The sequence below is a fragment of the Limosilactobacillus viscerum genome (assembly GCF_947387525.1).
In the GTDB taxonomy this organism is placed as follows: Bacteria; Bacillota; Bacilli; order Lactobacillales; family Lactobacillaceae; genus Limosilactobacillus; species Limosilactobacillus viscerum.
The window spans coordinates 1-18,654 of record NZ_CANDNW010000031.1; the positions used below are offsets into that span (position 1 = coordinate 1).

Here is an 18,654-nt window from a genome sequence, read left to right on the forward strand (position 1 = left end):
TAAGTAGGGCGATCGTGATCCAAGCTTGAGGATCACGACCGCCTTTTTCAATACGTGTCGTTATGGTGTGCTTACAGAGATGTCACGTTCTCATCAACCAATAATTAATTGGTCAGTGCTATTTATTTCAGCTTAGTGGCTAACTTATTCTTGAAATTTAGGCTTGATTAACATTTTTCAGATTAAGTTAATATTACCAACACGAAAAAGGACCCAAGGAGCCGAATAGTTCGACTTCTTGAGTCCTTCTTATTTAGGAAAGCAAACTAACATGTAATTCTGCTAGTCACGCTTCTTCTTGAATCCTGCAAGACCAATTAGGCTAGTCAAACTAGCTAATGCCAAACCAGCAGCGCTAAAGCCATTTCGTGATTCGTTACCTGTTTGTGGTAACTGACTTTGCTTGTGGTTATTAGCATTATTGGATTGACCCGTTGAAGAAGTTGAAACTTTCTTTCCATTATTGTCTTGAGATGCACCATTGTTATCAACAGCAGAGTTGTTACCGTTCTTCTTGTCATGATCGTTAATTGTTGGATTTCCAGGGGTTACCTGACGATCCTTAACGACATTAACAATTTGAACACCACTCTCTGTGATAACAAGGTTTGGTGTTTCTCCATCCTTGAAGTGGTAACCGGCAGGAATGGTCAGTGTAATCTGATCACCTAACTTGCCAGTGACAGTTTCCGTCTTAACCACATTACCGTTTTCGTCAACGTACTTAATGATGTTAAGAACGGGCTTCGTTACTACTTCTGGGTTATCAGTGTCGTGTTTATTCGTGACCACATAAACTGTTCTAACAGGTTGATTTCGATCGATGACCCAACTTGGTACATTTCCGCCATCAATGTGATATCCACTTGGAACATTGATATTAATCTTGTCACCAGTATGGCCAAAAACTTTATCAGTCTTCACAATCTTACCATTTTCATCAACGTAATTAATTGTTGTTGAATGGGTGTTTTGAGTGTAGGTGATATTAATAGTTGTATCGATATCATCTGCAGTCACCTTATGAGCGGAGACTTTACTCTGGTTTGGAGTATAGTCATCAATCGCTGGAACATCATCAAATTCATTCCACCTGCCGGTACTCCACTGGCCATATGTAACTTCACCAGTGACATTATCATAAGTGGCGTCACGGTAAAGGTTGGCGACCTGCTTAGTGGTCGTTATCTTTCCATCCGGCGTTGTGACGTTGATCGTCCGGGTGATCGTCTGGTTCAAATCAGCTTCGTGAGCACCGTCGATCACCTTGCCAGTTGGTGTCTTGGCACCCGGCTGAAGTGGATCTTTGTGATCTACTGACGTCGTAGCGTGTTCGATCTTAACGACAACAGTTGGAATTCCACCGGCGGTTGCAATAACCGTCGTTGGAATATTCTGACCAGCAACAATCTTCCAACCAGCCGGAATTTGTGGCGTTACAGTTACCGTTTCTCCGGTCTTACCGGAAAGTGACGTTGAGTCAATCTCCTTACCGTTTTGATCCTGGTAGGAAATCTTACCAGTTTGGGTGTTGGCAGTGTAGGTAATGCTGATTACCTCATCCTTGGTATCTGAAGTTACCGTTTCCGCTGGAACATCAGTTTCACTGGCGGTGTAACCAGCTGCGCCCTTAGCGGTGTAACCTGGCAATTCTGCCGTCGTCCAGTCACTAAAGTTACTCAGCTTGCCAGTTACTTCATCATAAGTGGCACGCCGCGTAATCGTAGCGGACTGCTTAGTGATGAGCGGTTCTTGACCAGGAACGTAATCCGTGATCGTCCGCGTTACCGTGTGAATCAATTGCTTCTTATCAACGTCACTCAGAATCGTGTCCGGCTTATTGCCATCGACAGTCTTCGTCGCGTGGATGAGGTGAATCGTAATTGCCTGATCCTTGTCCGCCGTGAATGTGTAGCTGGTTGGCAGTGTCTGGCCCTTCGCTAATTCGTAGTGGATCGGCATCGTTAAGCCAAGCTGGTTGATGGTTTCACCAGTCTGGCCAGCCTTCGTAACGCTGGTAACTGGTTGGCCACCATTGTTGTCATCGACAAACTTGATCGTGACGGTCTGTTCACCGGCCGTGTAGGTGATATCAACAGAACTATCCTCAGTTGTTGAATTTACTGCTTCTGCAGGCAATTCACTTTGACTCGGTGTGTAGCCAGCCGCACCCTTAGCAGGGTAACCTGGCAATTCTGCCGTCGTCCAGTCACTAAAGTTACTCAGCTTGCCAGTTACTTCATCATAAGTGGCACGCCGCGTGATCGTCGCGGTCTGCTTAGTGATGAGCGGTTTTTGACCAGGAACGTGATCCGTGATCGTCCGCGTTACCGTGTGAATCAGTTGATTCTTGTCGACACCACTCGGGATCGTTGCTGGATCCTTGCCGTCAACAGTCTTCGTCGCGTGAACAAGGTAAATCGTAATTGTCTGATCCTTAGCCGCGGTAAACGTGTAGCTAGTTGGCAATGAACTATTCTTTGCTAATTGATAGTATTCCGGAACCTTCACGTTGCTAAAGTCCGTAATGGTTTGATCAGTTACCCCTTGTTTAGGAATAAGCTCCCCGACTTGCTTGCCGTTTTCATTATCATCGACAAATTTGATCATGACAGTCTGCTTATCAGCTGTGTAGGCAACGTTGACAGTCTTATTCGACATATCTGCCGTTACCGTTTCCATCGGAACAGTTTCCACAGTGTAGCCAGGAATTGCAGTTGGCGTAAATGCCTTCCAGATATCGGTTGACCAGTCATCGTATGCGACCTCACCAGTAACGTCATCATAAGTGGCGTCACGGAATAACTTGACAGTCTGAGTTTGAGTACTCAATCCCGTGTGTGGATTAGTAATGTTGATCGTCCGGGTAATCGTCTTATTCAGATCAGCCTCGTGAGCACCATCAATTACCTTGCCAGTAACCGTCTTCGTACCTGGGGCCACTGGCTTAGTGTGATCAACCGGTGTCATGACATGATCGACGACAATTACCGTGTCTGGAGTGGATACACCCTTGAAGGTAATCGTTGACGGAATTGTCTTAACCTTTGAAGTCTCAGCAATCTTCCACCCAGTTGGCAAGCTGGAATTGGTATCAACAGTTTGATCAGTCTTACCACTTACCGTATCAGTCTTGACGGTATTACCTTTAGCATCTTGATAGATAATGTGCGTGCTTTGGTCGTTGGCCGTGTAGGTGATGTTGACAGTTGAGTTACTCGTCTGACCAGTTACTGTTTCGGCAGCCACACTTGTCTGACTTGGTGTGTAGCCGGCAAATGTTGGAATATCATTAGCTGAAATGGCAGCCCAATTACCAGTAGTCCAGTCCTGCCAAGTAGTCTTATGGGTTACCAAATCCGTGCTACCCGTGCGAGTCAACGTAACGGGTTGCGTGGTTAATGTCTTCACTTCACCAGTCGTTGGATCAGTGTAATTAATCGTCCGGGTAACCGTCTTGCTATCTTCAACACTTTGCGTGGCGTGCTTCAAGTTGATATTGAGCGTTTGAGTCAGCGCATCAGTGAATTGATATGACGTTGGCAAAGTCTGCCCATCAGCCAACTGGTAACCAGCAGGTAACGTCAGCGACAGCGACAGTGGAGTGCCCACATCTCCACTCTTGGTAGAGGTTTGAATTACCTTATTGCCCTCATCAGTATCGACAAAGTTAATCGTCAACTTCGCTTGGACATCCAGCAAACCAGTACCCATAAAGCTAAATTGATAGTTGGCGTACCCATTCTGAATAGCCGCTTGAGCAGCAGGTGTTAAAGCAACAATATACTTTCCTGCTAACTTTGGATCCTTCACAACGTTGCCATCTATATCTTGAAGTTGGAAGTCATCAGCTTTCAAATTGCTGATCGTGATGCCATTCCCACTAACGGTGATCTTTTGCGGGTTAACCGTTACTATTGGGTCCGCGGTTGAAGTCTGGTTATCAGAAATAATCAGTGTAACCGGCTTCTTTTTGATCGTGAATTCCGCCGAACCACTCAAGTCACTATCGTTCAGGAACACATTGTGAATATCACCAACGGTCCATTCAGGATCGTCCGCAATCTTCTCTCTTAAGTGAGCCAAAACCGCATCATTGTTAGGCTCAACCTTGTAAGTGCCTGCATCGATTGGTGCCTTATCAAGTTTCGTCCAGCTGCCATCTGCATTCTTGACGTACCAAATATAATCGCCATCCTGCAATACGTAGGTGACAGTCTTGTTGGCATTAATTGATACGGTAACCGTGCTAGTCCCCGCGTTGATTTCGGCAGTCGTCACTTGGTTACCATCGTAAGTCTTTGCGGCCTGACCGCTTAACACCGCCTTGGCTTCAACCGGATTAATAGTGAAGATGTAGCTGTAACCATTGATTTCACTAGGAATCGTGAAGTTCGTGTTGGCTGCCGCCAGGTCTTTAATTCCTTGATCATTGAGCTTAAAAGTATAAGTCCCCGCATTAATTGGGAAGTCAGTAACGACATTGCCCTTTGCATCGGTAACGGTGTAGTCCTTAACCAAGGTTAAGTTAGAAGTATTGAGTGACCAAACTTTTTCATTTTTACCACTGCCTGTTGTTGCCTTAATACTTTTTGCCAAAGTAGACAAATCAATTTGAGCAGCCGTGCCATCGTAGGTCTTGGAGCCACTTGAAGGATCAGCTGTAATGTTGGCAATCTGGAGCGCCTTAATCTCGAAGAGGGCACTACCACCGATATTGTCTGCCAGGATATTCATGGCACCTTGGTAATCTGAGTTTGAACTAATAAAGTTCTGCAAACTCTTCATTACCTTATCCTTATTCAAGGTAATGGTGTAAGTCCCAACATTGGTTGGCGCGCTAGTCAAAGCTTGACCATTAGCCGACCAGACATAATCACCATCGTTCAATGGGAAGGTAATTGTATGCTCATTAGAAGTGATGCTTACAGTGACCAATGGCTGCTTAGTAGTTGGATCAACAGAAGTCAATTCCTTGTAGCTGACCGGTTGACCATCATAGGTCTTCCAGTTTTGACCATTGAGCTTAAACTGCGGCGTGATCGAGTTGATGTTCAATGTCCCAGTGCTGCCATTGTATTGGTACTTAACATTATCCGTTGATAGAATTGCTAACTTCATCCAGCCAGCTTCCGTCAGGCGAACATAGTACGTGCCAACCTTGAACGGATTGGTAGAAGTTGTACCGTCAGCCCGGGTAAAGTTCTTGATAACCTTGCCATGAACGTCAACAAATTCGTAGTCGCCAGGCTCCAATTGAACGCCAGCTGGCAAGGTCAATGGTTGACCATCGTCACGAACCGGGTTCTTAAGTGGTTTATCATCTGGTCCAGGATTTTTACCATTTGGACCACCGTAAACGACAAACGTCGGTACAAAGTTCGTTGGATTTACTGGTACTGGCTGGTTATCCCAGTTGGCATCCTGGTTCCCACTAAGTTCAATATGGACAACTTCAGGATAAATGTGGTACTGGAAGTCGCCGACCTTGATCTTATAGTTCGGGTTAGCAACATCAAGTTCCCGTTGACCCTTGGCATTGAGCCGCAGGTTGTAGATCCCGATATCCTTGATTGGATTCTTCATACTACCCTGTGTACCGTAGTCAACAGTATCATCGAACCACCAGTCGATTCCGTCGATGGTTAAGCCATCAACACTGTATCCGTCTTTAATGCCAGCATCTTTGCCTGCATTAATAATGGCGTCCTTGTAATGAGCAAACTGATCATCAGTCAGGGCTGCCGATTGGGCATCGAACGTCTTCCAAGCTGAGTCTTCCGTGACACTGACTTCTTTGCGAGCAATGTTCAGATCCCCAGCTTGGTCCAAACTAGCCGGCACCGTGAAGTTCGGTGATAACTTACCCAACTTCGCTAAACCAGTAGCATTGAGGTAAACCTTGTAGTGACCAGCATTGGTTGGATTAGTAACGATATTGCCAGCAGCATCCTTGATCGTGAAGTCAGCAGCCGTCAAGGCATTTTCGCCGGTCGTCGGAATCGTTGGCACGGTTAGGCCGTCATCACTGAGGGTAACGTTGATCCCATTCTTACCACCGATATTAATCGTCTTAGCAGTGCCATCATAGGTCTCGTTTTGGGTCCCATTGACAGTGACCGTCATCCGAACTTGGTTAATTGTGTATGAGCCAGTGAATTGAATAGTCCAGTTCACATTATTTTCTTCGGCGCCTTCTACATTACCCAGTTGCTTGATGTGGTTTTCACCCGCAGTAGTTAACCGAATCGTGTAAGTTCCGGCGTCAGTTGGGCTTGCTACCACTTGACCATCTTTGACGTATTCGTAATCGCCATTTTGCAGGGTGTACGTAGTATTAGTAGCACCAGGGTATTTAGTAGTAACGGTAATTGTCTGTAGCGCAATTGCCTGACCATTGTAGTTACTATTATTGCTAAAGTTGCCAATTGCTGTTCTATTTACTGACTTGATAACGTAAGGAGCATATTTGAAAGTCCACTTGTAGTTTTGGCCTTCGTTACCCGTAGCGTCTTCAAGCATCTTAACCATGTCAGAATTCAATCCAACGTAGTAAGTACCAGCGTTAGTTGGCTTAACTGACTTCCCCGACTCATCTGTTAATTCAGTATAACTACCGTCAGCATTCTTGATGTAGAAGACCATCTTAGCCATATCGCCCTTGTTTAGCGATACGCCAGTGCTAAAGAAGTCTGTTGAAACAGTTACCTGATACTTTTTATGACGTAAGACTGCTGATTTCCCATTGTAGTATACAGTTTGACCACCGGAGACCGTAATCACAGCATTACCTTGCGTAATCTCACGACTAGCACTTGTAGATGGATTGTAGTCAAAGTTGTCTGTACCAAATTGCTGCTCAATCTTTTGCAATGCTTCCGCGGTTAACTGTACTGAGTAAGTACCAACATTTGATGGGAGTCCTTTTACATAGAACACATCATTATTTTGAAGCTTATAGGTAAAGCTCAGTGGCTTACCATATTTATCATAGACTGTAGTATTCTTAGGCGTAATCGTTAACGTGTAGTCATCAGCGTTCAAGTTGTAGTCACCAATAATTGAACTTGGCACTTGGCCATTCTTATTAGTCAGACTAATATCCAATTGATTCTTATTAATGGTGTAGTTAGCAGTAACCGAGCTTGCCGTAATTTGACCATTCTCAATAGTTGCTACAGAACTGAAGTCGTAGTTGCTACCAGTAGCGCCTTGCGCAAACTCACTAAGCTTTTGTAAACCTGTCTTCCTCAAACGAACCTGGTAAGTTCCGGCATTAGTTGGCGCACCGTTGACGAATTCAAAGTCGCCGGCGTCCCACTTAATACCATTAAACGCAGATTGATCGTCAGAAAGAACACCGCTATTTTGGTTGCCAGAAACTGGTCCAAAGCTAATGGAGTAATTGCCGTCTTTAATCTGGGCGGCCTGACCATTATAGGTAGAGCTTGGTGTGCCATTGATCGTGAACGAAACTTGGCGGTGTTTTACAACGTACCAAGCGTTGGTGTTTGGATCGTTAGACAGGTGGTAATTAGGGTTTTCTGCATTAAGCTTCTCGATTACACTCTGCTTCAATTTAACAACGTATTGTCCTGCCTTGGTTGGTAAGCCATACTTATCCTTACTTACACCATCAGGGACTTCAACTGTTAAGTCATCCGCCGTTAATGTAATATTACCACTAGCATCAGTCCAAGTTAGTTTAAAGTTGCCATCCTGAATATTAATTGCTGGCATTGGATTATCGCCGTAGTTGACAAACTGCTTACCCGTTAACTTTACATTAGATTCCTTAGCAAAAATCGTGTAACGAGCGTAGGTATCGCCGATCTTGAAGGTGTAGTTCTTGTTTTGGCTATTCAATCCTGCAAGAACAGCGTCCTTCAGCTTAATGTAGTATGGATTCGTTGCTTGGTCAGCCTCATTAGCCTTAGTTGGAACATTACCTTGTCCATCAACAACCTCCAGGTCATCCGGTGTCAGGGTAAACTTAACACCACCAGGCGCAGTAATTGTTGTGTGGTCACCCCATGTTAGGGTCAAGCCAGAAACATCAGTAATCTTAGCCGGTTGCCCATCATAAAACTGCGATGCGGTACCATTCAAAATCAAGTCAACCACTTTCGGAGCAACCGTGAATGTACCGTTAGTGTAGTTCAAGTTGTAGTTGTTGCCATAAGTACCTTGCAGGCTTTGCTTGTAAGCATCACTCAGGGCAATTGTATACGTCCCGGCATCAGTTGGCGCAGTGATCACCTTACCATTAGCATCGACAAAGACCAGATCATCAGCGGCAACGTTAGTAGTTGTTGATTGGCCAGGTAATTGAATAGTGTAATTACCCTCACTCGTCTTCGCGGCTTGACCATCATAGGTGTGCTTACCACTACCATTTATCGCAATCGTAGCGTCAGCCTTATTAATGGTAAACGTTGCGGTACTTGAATCTAGCGTGTATTGGTAGTGACTACCGTCAACCTTATTAATATTAGCAAGACCATTATCTGACAAAGTTACATCATAAGTGCCGGCATTAACCGGAGCATTAGTAACTTCTAAGTAAGATTTGCCATCTGCGCCGGTAACCATTGTAGAAAATCTAAGGTCGCCTGGTTTAAGAGTATAAGTCTGACCATTACTCAAGGTTACTGTATAACCGTTGAGACTGCCATCAGCATTAACTGGGAAACTAGCAGCTTGGCCGTTATAGGTCATTGAGCTGTTACCATCCAGCTTAATCGTAGCCGCAGCCTTAGTGATTTCGTAGTTACCACTTGCAATGTTAGTCCAGACGTAGTTAGCGGTATCCTTTTTGATCTTGGCTAAACCAGTAGCATTTAACTTGATGGTGTAGTTGCCTACTTCAGTCGGTATGTCAATTGCTTGACCAGCCTGGTTGTAGAATTGGAAGTCGTCTACCGTCAAAGCATCAGAAGTCAATGCCTGCCCATTATCAGTTGTAATTGTCACAGCGAAGTTATTAGGATCGAGGACCGTTGCTTTGCCTGTCCATGGGGTAGTTTGACTACCACTCGTGAAGTTAATTCTGGCAGTAGCCTTGTCAATTACCCAGGTCCAGCCGTTTTGATCATTCCCGTTAGTATCTTTGCTAAAGACAAGCTGATAGTTTGGATTCAAATCATTTAATTCGTTTAAGTCCTTAACCTTCAATGTATAGGTACCAGCATTTATTGGAACACTCGTCATGACATTGCCACTAGCATCAACCCACTCGAAGAAACCACTATTGATTTTCGGGAAGTTGAGAGTTTGGCCAGCTACAACACCGTTCATCGCAAAGCGGCCTTGGAAGAAGTCCTTGGTGTACTCAATGTTTAGCGCAGAGCCATTGTAAGTACTGTGTGATGGTCCACTCGTAAAGGAGACCGTGACTTGAGTTGGATTTACGATGTAGTCTAAAGCACTATTAGTGACGTGGTCGTTGTCCCATGCCAGGTTCGGGTAATTCTTCTCTAATTCCGCCAACTTGGCAGCGTTGAGACGGACTTGATAGTTTCCGGCATTGACCGGAACGTTCGTCGTCCATTGGCCCTTAACATTGAACTCGAGGTCGCCAGCGTTCAGGGTGACCGTTTGACCATCCTGGATACCAGTTCCGGAAACCGTCAGAGTGTAACCGTTAATGGTGTGCGCTTGACCGTTATAAGTGTCAGTCTGGTTACCACTTAATGTCGCCGTCCCTTGAGCCTTCTTGATATCGAACTGGTAGTACTTGCTGTAATCAATGGTGACGTCATAGTTGCTATTATCACGCTTCAAGGTGTCGATACCACTATTAGTGGACGTCTCTGGCAAAATCCCGATGTAGTAAGTACCGACGTTGATTGGCGTTTGTACTGAGTGACCTTGCGCGTCCTTGCCATTAAAGACGGAGTAAGTGCCGTCAGCGTTCTTGACGTACCACTGGAAGTCCGCGTCGTCAAAGGTAAACGTGCCTAGTGTTTCCTTACCAACCAGGCCTTCAGCAGTCAAATTCTTAAGCAAGTCTTGCAACGGCATAGTAGCACCGCTACCGTTGTAAGTCATTCCACCGTTACCAGTTAAGTAAACAGTCAGTGGCTTCTTATTAATGGTGTAGGTTGCCTTGCCAGAAACCCGTAACTTATCAGTGTTAATATTACCCTTCAAGTAGCTGTAGTTAGCGTCTTTGCTGAGCAGGTCGTTGAAGATGTTTTTAACTTGATCAGCCTTCAGCTGAATGGTGTACGTTCCGGCATTCTTTGGCGCCGCAATCTGGGCTCCATTATCGTACCAATCATAGTCACCGGTGTAATCCATTTCTGGGTTGAAGATGTAGGTAACCGTTGTCGTGCCGCCGCCCTGCTTTGGTACTGTGAACGTAATGGTGATGTTGTTGTATTTATCACTCTTGATTAATTCGGCGGAAGTTACGGTTTGACCGTCATAAGTCTTCTTGCCGTTACCAGCTAGATTAAGCGTCGGCGCGTACTGATTAATGGTCAAGGTGCCAGTGCCGATATCAGCTAATTTGACGTTAGAAAAGTCGACATTCGGGTTGGCCGCTTCAATCCGGTTCAGACCAGCTTGGGTCAACTGAATAGTGTAAGTACCAGCATTCGTTGGCCCAGTAATTTGTCCAGCAGAATCGATGGTTGCCAGAGTTACATTACCCTTTGAATCGACGAATTCAAAGTCGCCACTCTGGAAGGTGTAACTCTTCGTCCCAGCGAGCGGCTTACCGTCTGCGCCCTTAATGACGATTGATGGTTGGGTAGTGAAACTAGCACCGTTCAAGACATTGGAGCCGTCATAGGTCTTAGTTGCACTAGCATTGAAGGCTACGGAACCGGCTTGGGCGGAATTGATCGTGTAAACAACGTACGAAGTCTGTGGATCATAGGACCAAGTGAAGTTCGAATCCAAACCTTCAATCTTGTATAAGCCATTCTTATTAAGCACGATGTGGTAGGTGCCAACACTTGATGGGTTACCCGTCAGGATGTTACCTTCTGGCCCTGCAAAGGAGAAGTCGTCCTTGGTGAGGGTGACCTGTGAACCATCAGGCAACGTTAGCCGCGAATCACCACTAATTTGGTGGCTAATCTTGTTAGCAATTTCATCAGTGATTTCGGCTGCTTGCCCGTCATAGGTCTTGGACTGCGCCGGACCTGAAATAGTGATCGTGGCGGCATTCTTGACGTAGGTGACATTGATAGTAACGTTTACCGTTTGCTCAGTAATATCGGTGACTGCTGGGATAGTTGTTCCAGGCTGGTTATCAATGATAGTCGTGTAGCCCTTAAGTGTTGGGTCAACTTTAGCCCAGCTCTTGGTGTCACCAGTCTGCGTCCAATCACTGTATGTTGCTTTACCAGTAACGGTATCATAGGTTGCACTCCGCTCAAAGGTAACGCTTTGGGGAATCGTCCGCGGCGTGGTCTCACCTGGTATAGCGACAATGATAGTCCGCGTTGGTGTCTTGGTCAGATCATCCATCTTTGCATAAGTCTTGCTTGGATCGCCAGGTACTTTCCCGGTTGGCGCCTTTTCACCCGGCCGGACGGTAATCGTGCCGTGCTGAATTGCAATGGTCGTCGTGCCGTTTTCGAGGGTAACCTCCGTTGGTGCTGCACTCGGGTTGGTTATTACCCAGCCAGCTGGGACATGATCTTGTGAATCAAATGGAACCGTTGTGCCCTCAATGGCATCGCCACCGACATTCGTCGAGCCAATTACCTTGCCATTTGCATCAACATAATTGATGGTTTGGCTACTGTTATCCAAGGTAAAGATTGCTTTTGAACTCGTATTAACATCGTAATTTCCTGATGGATACGTGCTGTTAAGGTACTTCATAAACTTCTGACTAAATTTAACGTCATAAGTTTCGGCTTTGGTCAGCCGATTAACTGCTTGGCCATTTTGACTCAAAACAAGATCGTCGTTAGTTAATGTGATCGTTTGTTGCTTGCCACCCACTGTCAGATCGAGAGTGTAGTCACCCGCATTGAGTGACGGTGTCTTAGTTTCAGAATTGCCACTAAGGGTCGCATTTACCTTCGCCTTATCAATCTTGTAAGTACCGCCCATTACTGAAGTGATCTTGGACCAATCAAGGTTGGTAGCATTAACTGCCTTAAGTTTGTTAAGACCTTGTTCAGTTAATTCAGCAGTATAAGTCCCGGCATCACTCGGCGCCGTCGTGTAGATGTGGCCATCCTTGACCCATTCAAAGTCGCCAGTGGTCAGGGTTACCGAGTTTGTGCCCGGTGCTTTGATCGTGATCGTCGGTACATAGTCAGCAATCGACGTGCCATCGTAGGTCTTTTCAGCATCGCCATTCAGTGTAACCGTTGGCGTGGCTTTAGTGACCGTAACGGTACCATTGCCAGCCTTGCTAAAGTCATAGCCGTAGTTGGCGGCTTCGAGGGCTGCGATGTTATCTTTCCCTTGCTGGCTCAGTTCAACCTGGTAAGTGCCGACATTGGTGTTAGCGCCCGCCGTTTGGTCAACGAACTGCAGGTCGCCAGCTTTAAGCTGGTAAGTGAGGCCGTTGCCCAGCGTTACCGTGAACTTGCTTGGATCGATTGCCGCGGTCTTCCCAGTGTAAACAACGATTTCGGCGCCATCCGCATTGTTGGTCAGCGTTACTGACACATGATCGTTTCTAGTAATCGTCAGCGTAGCAGAACCGTCACTCGCCCAAGCATAGTTGTCAGTCTGGGACTCAAACTTCTGCAAGCCCGCCTGGGTCAACTTAATTGTGTAAGTTCCAATTGCCGTTGGGGCAGTTACCTTGTTGCCGTTAGCGTCGGTAATTTCAACATCCCCGGCATTAAGGCTCTTCCCACTTGGCAGAGTAAGCGTTAAGTCGTTGCTCGTCTTGATTGACAATGGGAAGTTACCGTAATTAATGGCGATTGATTGGCCGTTGTAGTTTGCATCTTGGCTACCAGCTAGATTAAGGGTTGCGGTTGCCTTATTGATGATGTAGGTAAATGCACCATCAACTTTGGTAATGTCATAGTTCGGGTTAGCTTGATCAAGTTTGTTGATGTAATCCTTATTCAAGATCAGGTAGTAGGTTCCAGCGTTGGTTGGTTTGCTATCAAACTTGACGTATTGACCATCTTTACCCATGGTGTACCAGGAGTAATCACTAGCCGAAATATCGTGCTTCAGCGTGAAGTCTTGATTGTTGCTCGTGTCCTTACCAGTCCAAGTGATCTGACCATAGACAGTCGTCCCGTTGACCGCTTGACCGTTGTATTTACGGGTAATACTGCCACCAATCGTTGCGGTTGCCTTGGCCTTATCAATGGTGTAAGTAGCAATCCCAGTGATCGTCGAATTGCTGTTTGCATCGACCCAGTTAATACCATTGCCGCCATACTGCTTTTCGATTGCTTGACGTCCTTGATCAGTCAAACGAATCTGGTAATCTCCAGCATTGGTTGGCATAGTCTTGGACCAAGTCTTACCGTTGTCAGATGAGAATTCAACATCCCCAACCTTTAAGGTGTATTGACCAGAGTTTACCCCCTGAACATTGACCTTGATCGTACCGCCATTAAGATTATCAACAGTAATTGCTGAACCAGTGTAAGTCGATTGATTACTACCACTCAGCGTCGCCGTCGATACGGTATGTACCAGATGAATATCGACCGTCTGGTTATCCGTACCAATCGTTACTGAAGTTGGCAAAGTTTGCCCGCTAGCTAGTTGATAGCCAGTTGGAACGGTTAAGCTAACCGACTGAGTACTACCTGGCTCACCCAAAACAACTACTGGATTACCAACATCGGCACCTTTATTGTCGTCGTCAACAAATTGGTAGCTGACGTGCTTCTTTTCTGCTGGCGCAATCTTAATCTGGGCTGCCTGTTGCTTAACGGAAGGCATGAACCCCGCCATGTATAAGCCTGTGCCTAAGTAGCCGGTCTGGCCACCATCGTACAGTAAGTTAGAATCAACACCGTTAATGTTAATTCGGTCAATAACAGCCCCACTTACCAAGCTTGGTACTTCGACTAAAATCGACTTGACCTTCGACCAGTCACTAACTTGGTCAGCATCAACAAAATTCGTTGTGTCTGGCACGTAACCGGCCTGTGTACTGTTCTTGCTAAGGTTGAAGGCCTGCGTTGCGTACTTGATCACAACTTTAGTATTACCCGTATAGTCAACCGGACCGGTCAAATGGAAGTCAAAGCCTTTACCGTCTGTAGTCTTCGTTGGCAGGTTGATGATAGTCTTAGCATTAGTAACATTATAGGTTGAATCATTATTAATCCAAACCGTAAATGACATGTTCTGCTTGCCATCAGCTTTGGCATTTCCTTGACTAGAACTCATATCTAAATCTTGGTTTCCCTGCGCCCAGCTGGTGGTATGCAAGTCCGAAACAGCTTTCGTGATATCAATGGAGTTGAAATTACCAATATTATACAAATGTTCATTTTGTTGGTCAGCCGCAAACCAAGACTTTTCAGCAGCTGGTACTGAATATGGATGGTCAAATTCAGGCGACAAGGCAGTAGTCGGCGAGTAGACAAAGGCACTAATGATCTTAGTACCATTGGTTATGTCTGGCATCGTGTTTAACTTCAAATAGACAATCTTCCGAACATCAAATTGCTGACCCGTGTAATCCAGTTTAACAATCGTGTTACCTTGACTATCATTAGATAACGATACCTTCGGGGTGCTTGGATTCGTGCTAGTGCTCATAATGCCGCCATAGGCAAAGCCCTTCGGCAAGATGACGTAGAACACCGGATCTTTAATGTAGTAACTGGTGGCCTCCAAATCCTCTAGAGTATAACCGCCCATCATGTGCAGGCCCAGAGATAAACTATTACTGGAATAAGCGCCAAAACATTGGCCAATGACTGAGGCAGTATCCGCAGAAGTTACCGCCTCAACTTTTGTCGTTTGCCAAAAATCTTTATACCCATCATTCACAGGAACCCGCAACCGCATATTCAAAGATAAAATCTCACCCATTGTGAGCTTAGTCTTACCATCGCGCTTCGTTGCTCCCAGGTGGCCAATGAACTCAAATGCTCCCGTATTGTCTTGGGAAACATACCGTTGCTCGGCGTCATCGTACCGATTCTTGTCAGTCGCATCCTTAGCCGTCGTTGTCTCGGTTTGGACAGGAATTGTTAGAGCATTTAAGTCAATACTGGTGATCGTCCGGTTCTTATCATTAATAGTGATTTCTTCACCAGCAGTCACTGTCCCGCTATGGGTGGAGCCGTCATCAAGCGTATAGGTATAGTTGTAGGAACTAATTCCAGCAACTTTTGGTACCCGAAGGCCGTGAACGACCAACCCGTCTGGAATAGTGAATGTAATCGTTGAGTTGTTTAGACTAGTCACAAAGCCATTATCAAAGCCGGCATAGGCAATGACCTGATCATGCTGGTCCGTCCAATATGGAATAAAGTCATTACCATACTTGGTTTTCCAGGGGGCATTTATCCAATCAGAAACGTTAGAGATTTGAATATTATCATTTTTACCATAGAAGGTATCGGAAACTTTAGATGTGGATTTAAAGTACTTCGTCGTACCATTAAGCTGCTGTTCAATAGTGATATTACCGCCGTATAAGGTGAAAGACTTGTCCTGTTGCGTAATATTTTCGTAGTGGCCGACAAATTGATAGGCTGGCTTATTATTATAATTTTGGAAGCCTTGACCCTTGGGAACAGTAATGACCACATTGCCGTTACCATCCTGAATAATCGTCACAGGATTATCAGGTAATTTATCATCATACCAACCAGCGATCAGCTGATTAGTCGCATCCTGATCCAAGACAAAGCCTTTCGGCATTGGGATAGTGATCGTTGTACCAAAGTTAACAGCACTGTTCACCTGAGCTGCAGGGTAGTTTGGCTTACCATCCTCACTTGCTACTACACCGTCGTCCTCATTGACCGCGTAACTGTAGGTGATTTGTGAATTGTTAATGAACTGCTTGCCATTGTAGTTAGAGGTATCCGTTACATTTTGACCAGGATTCCAGCTTGGCATTTGGCGAGAAATAAAAGTCAAGCCAGTATTATCCTGCGTTTGAACAGGACCATTATTTACACTTTCCATCCAGGTAATTGTCTTAGTCGTATCACCCATTGGATCGTGCAGAGGAATCGGCATTAATTTATAACCGTTAGGGACATGTCTAAGATAAATTGGTAAATTCAGAGTTCCGTTAACCGTATTGGTAATATTAACGGTAATTGTATAAGTATAGTTTTGTTGAACAGTCGTTACTGTCCCATATTGACTATCAATTGAAATGGGAGTGTCAGCTCCAACAGGGGTGTTAGAAATAGTACCAGAAATTGTAAAAGTATCCGCTCCTGGGATCGTAATTACAATTTTACTGCCGGCTTTAGCTCCTGAAAGGTGGAGAATCAACTCACAATTGTTATCCTTGCCATTTGCGGAATCCCAAGTTTGCCCGATCACCCCACCATTAGGCTTGTTAAAAGTTAATGAAGTTGTGCCATCCGTAGCATAAACCGTCACCGAATCCGTTTGGCCTTCCGTACCCTTACCTTCAACGACCCTATCGCCTGGGATCGTGTCCTTCGAGCCGTCTGGGTAGGTGACCGTTACGTCACCGTTGTCACCGACCGTGACCTTGCTACCTTCTGGCAGCGTCGACTTGCCATTCTCATCCTTGTTGGCGTCTTTAATGGCTTTAACTACTTCCGACTTTTCGTCTTCCGTTAACTTGTTCGGGTCATCGACCTTCACCTTGTCACTAGGAACCTTTAGTTCATTCTTGTCGGCATCGCTCTTGCCTTCAACCAGCTTATCACCTGAGATTGTGTCGACTGACTTGTCTGGGTAGGTAATTTTGGTATCTCCATTGTCACCCACCTCAATCTTGGTTTCTTTTGGTAAGCCAGGGTTGTTAGCACGAATGTTGTCTTCGACTTCTTTCTTTTCGTCATCAGTCAGCTTCGTTGGATCATCAACCTTGGTCTTGGCTTTAACCGTTGGATCCAGCTTCTCTGCTGAAGTCTTTTTGACTACATACACATATTCATCGTGATGATCAATAGTATATGTTCCATTTACAGTATTTGCTTGATTGGTCGCCAAATTATAGTCCGTTGGTAAATTGACATTATAATTATAATTTTCTCCCAATTTACCACTAATCTTATCTGTTGCTACTTCTTTCCCATCTCCCGGCACAAAAATAGAACTTTTATTCCCAGTTACATCGATATAATGAACTCTAACTTCAGACTTATCTTCACTACCATCCTTTGCATAATAGTAAACAATACCATCATTATATGGGGAGATATATCCTGTAGTCTTTGGCGATTGTTTCAATGTATATCCATCAATAGTTGGTGCCTCTCCGGTAATTGTGTATTTCTGATAAGCAACACCTTCAAAAGATTTTGGCACTGCAAGTTCGTCTCCCGTTGCTTGATCAATATAATGAATCGTAGTTGTCGTTTTCGTTGGCATTGGAGTCGTCATAAAGCCATTTCCCATTGAAGCTGGATCTCCAGAAATTCCGGTATTTTGACCATATGCAAAACCAACCACCATGCCATATATATCATCGCCTTTTTCGATCCCATCAAGATCAATTGAAACACTAGTCCCATCATAATTAGTAAAAATTGGAGCATGAGTAGTTGTACTATACTCAACCTTCTTTGATTCACCAGGTGCTACCACTTCTTCTTGTATATTTTTAGATACAGTATGCAAAATTGTTACATATAAATTATTATCATTCAAATTATTTGAGCGGGCCAACAAATAGATAACATGTGAAGGTTCATTATAGTTAGCAACACCGGCAAAGTAGTATCTCCCGCTCTCATCGTTGGTAGTGTGGTTTTGCAAGATTTCCTTTACTTTTGCTGTTGAAGAATCATTATTATACCACCTCATGTTATTGTATACCCAGTTATCCTTGGGCTTATTAATTATCTCCGTTAACATGGGCTGGGAATCCAGCTTAATGTCTTGGTTTGACATCGGTAAGCTAGTCGAGGCTTCTAGTCGTGCAGCCAGTACTGTAAACTTGGGGGTTGTCTTTGGTATTGTTGCGTCGTTAGCCGGCTTTACTTCAGGATCTTTTTTGTCGACATTGGTAGTATCTTGCGTAGTTTCATTCGCATTTGTCTGCTTGTCTTTATCTTGCGTAGTATCTTGGGTATTTGTTGCCACTACTTTTTCTTCAGCATTAGTTGTGGTTGCTACCGTTTCTTCTTTATCAGCTGTAGTCCGCGATGGTACTTCAGAACTTTGATGGTCTGCTACATTGCTATCCGTTTGGACAGTAGCATCAGTAGGTGTAGTAGTTGGCACCGTATCGGCTGATACCGCATGGTTGCTATGTAGCATAAAAGTTGTCCCCAACAATACTGATGCTACTCCTACAGATAACTTCCGTAGTCCCCAACGTTGCTTCCTTTCAGCATGCTTTTGTTGGTAGAATTGATGATTGTTTTTCGAAACCATATCCGTTCCTCCTAAGCTCATAAAATATATAATTATCTCAGTTTTAGTGTATCACATATTTCGTATAAATTTATCCAACCTAAATTTCAAGAATAAGTTAGCCACTGGACTCAAATAAATAATACTGACCAATTGATTATTGGTTGATGGAGC

Annotated in this window: 1 protein-coding gene; it reads right to left on the reverse strand. The window is 44.8% G+C overall.

Annotation, left to right across the window (positions count from 1 at the left end; genetic code table 11):
* Positions 1-282: 282 nt before the first annotated feature.
* The gene (locus QOS07_RS07960) at positions 283-18,501 is read right to left on the reverse strand and encodes an MBG domain-containing protein (protein WP_283588436.1); all 18,219 of its coding nucleotides are present in this window, start codon (positions 18,499-18,501) and stop codon (positions 283-285) included.
* Positions 18,502-18,654: the final 153 nt, after the last annotated feature.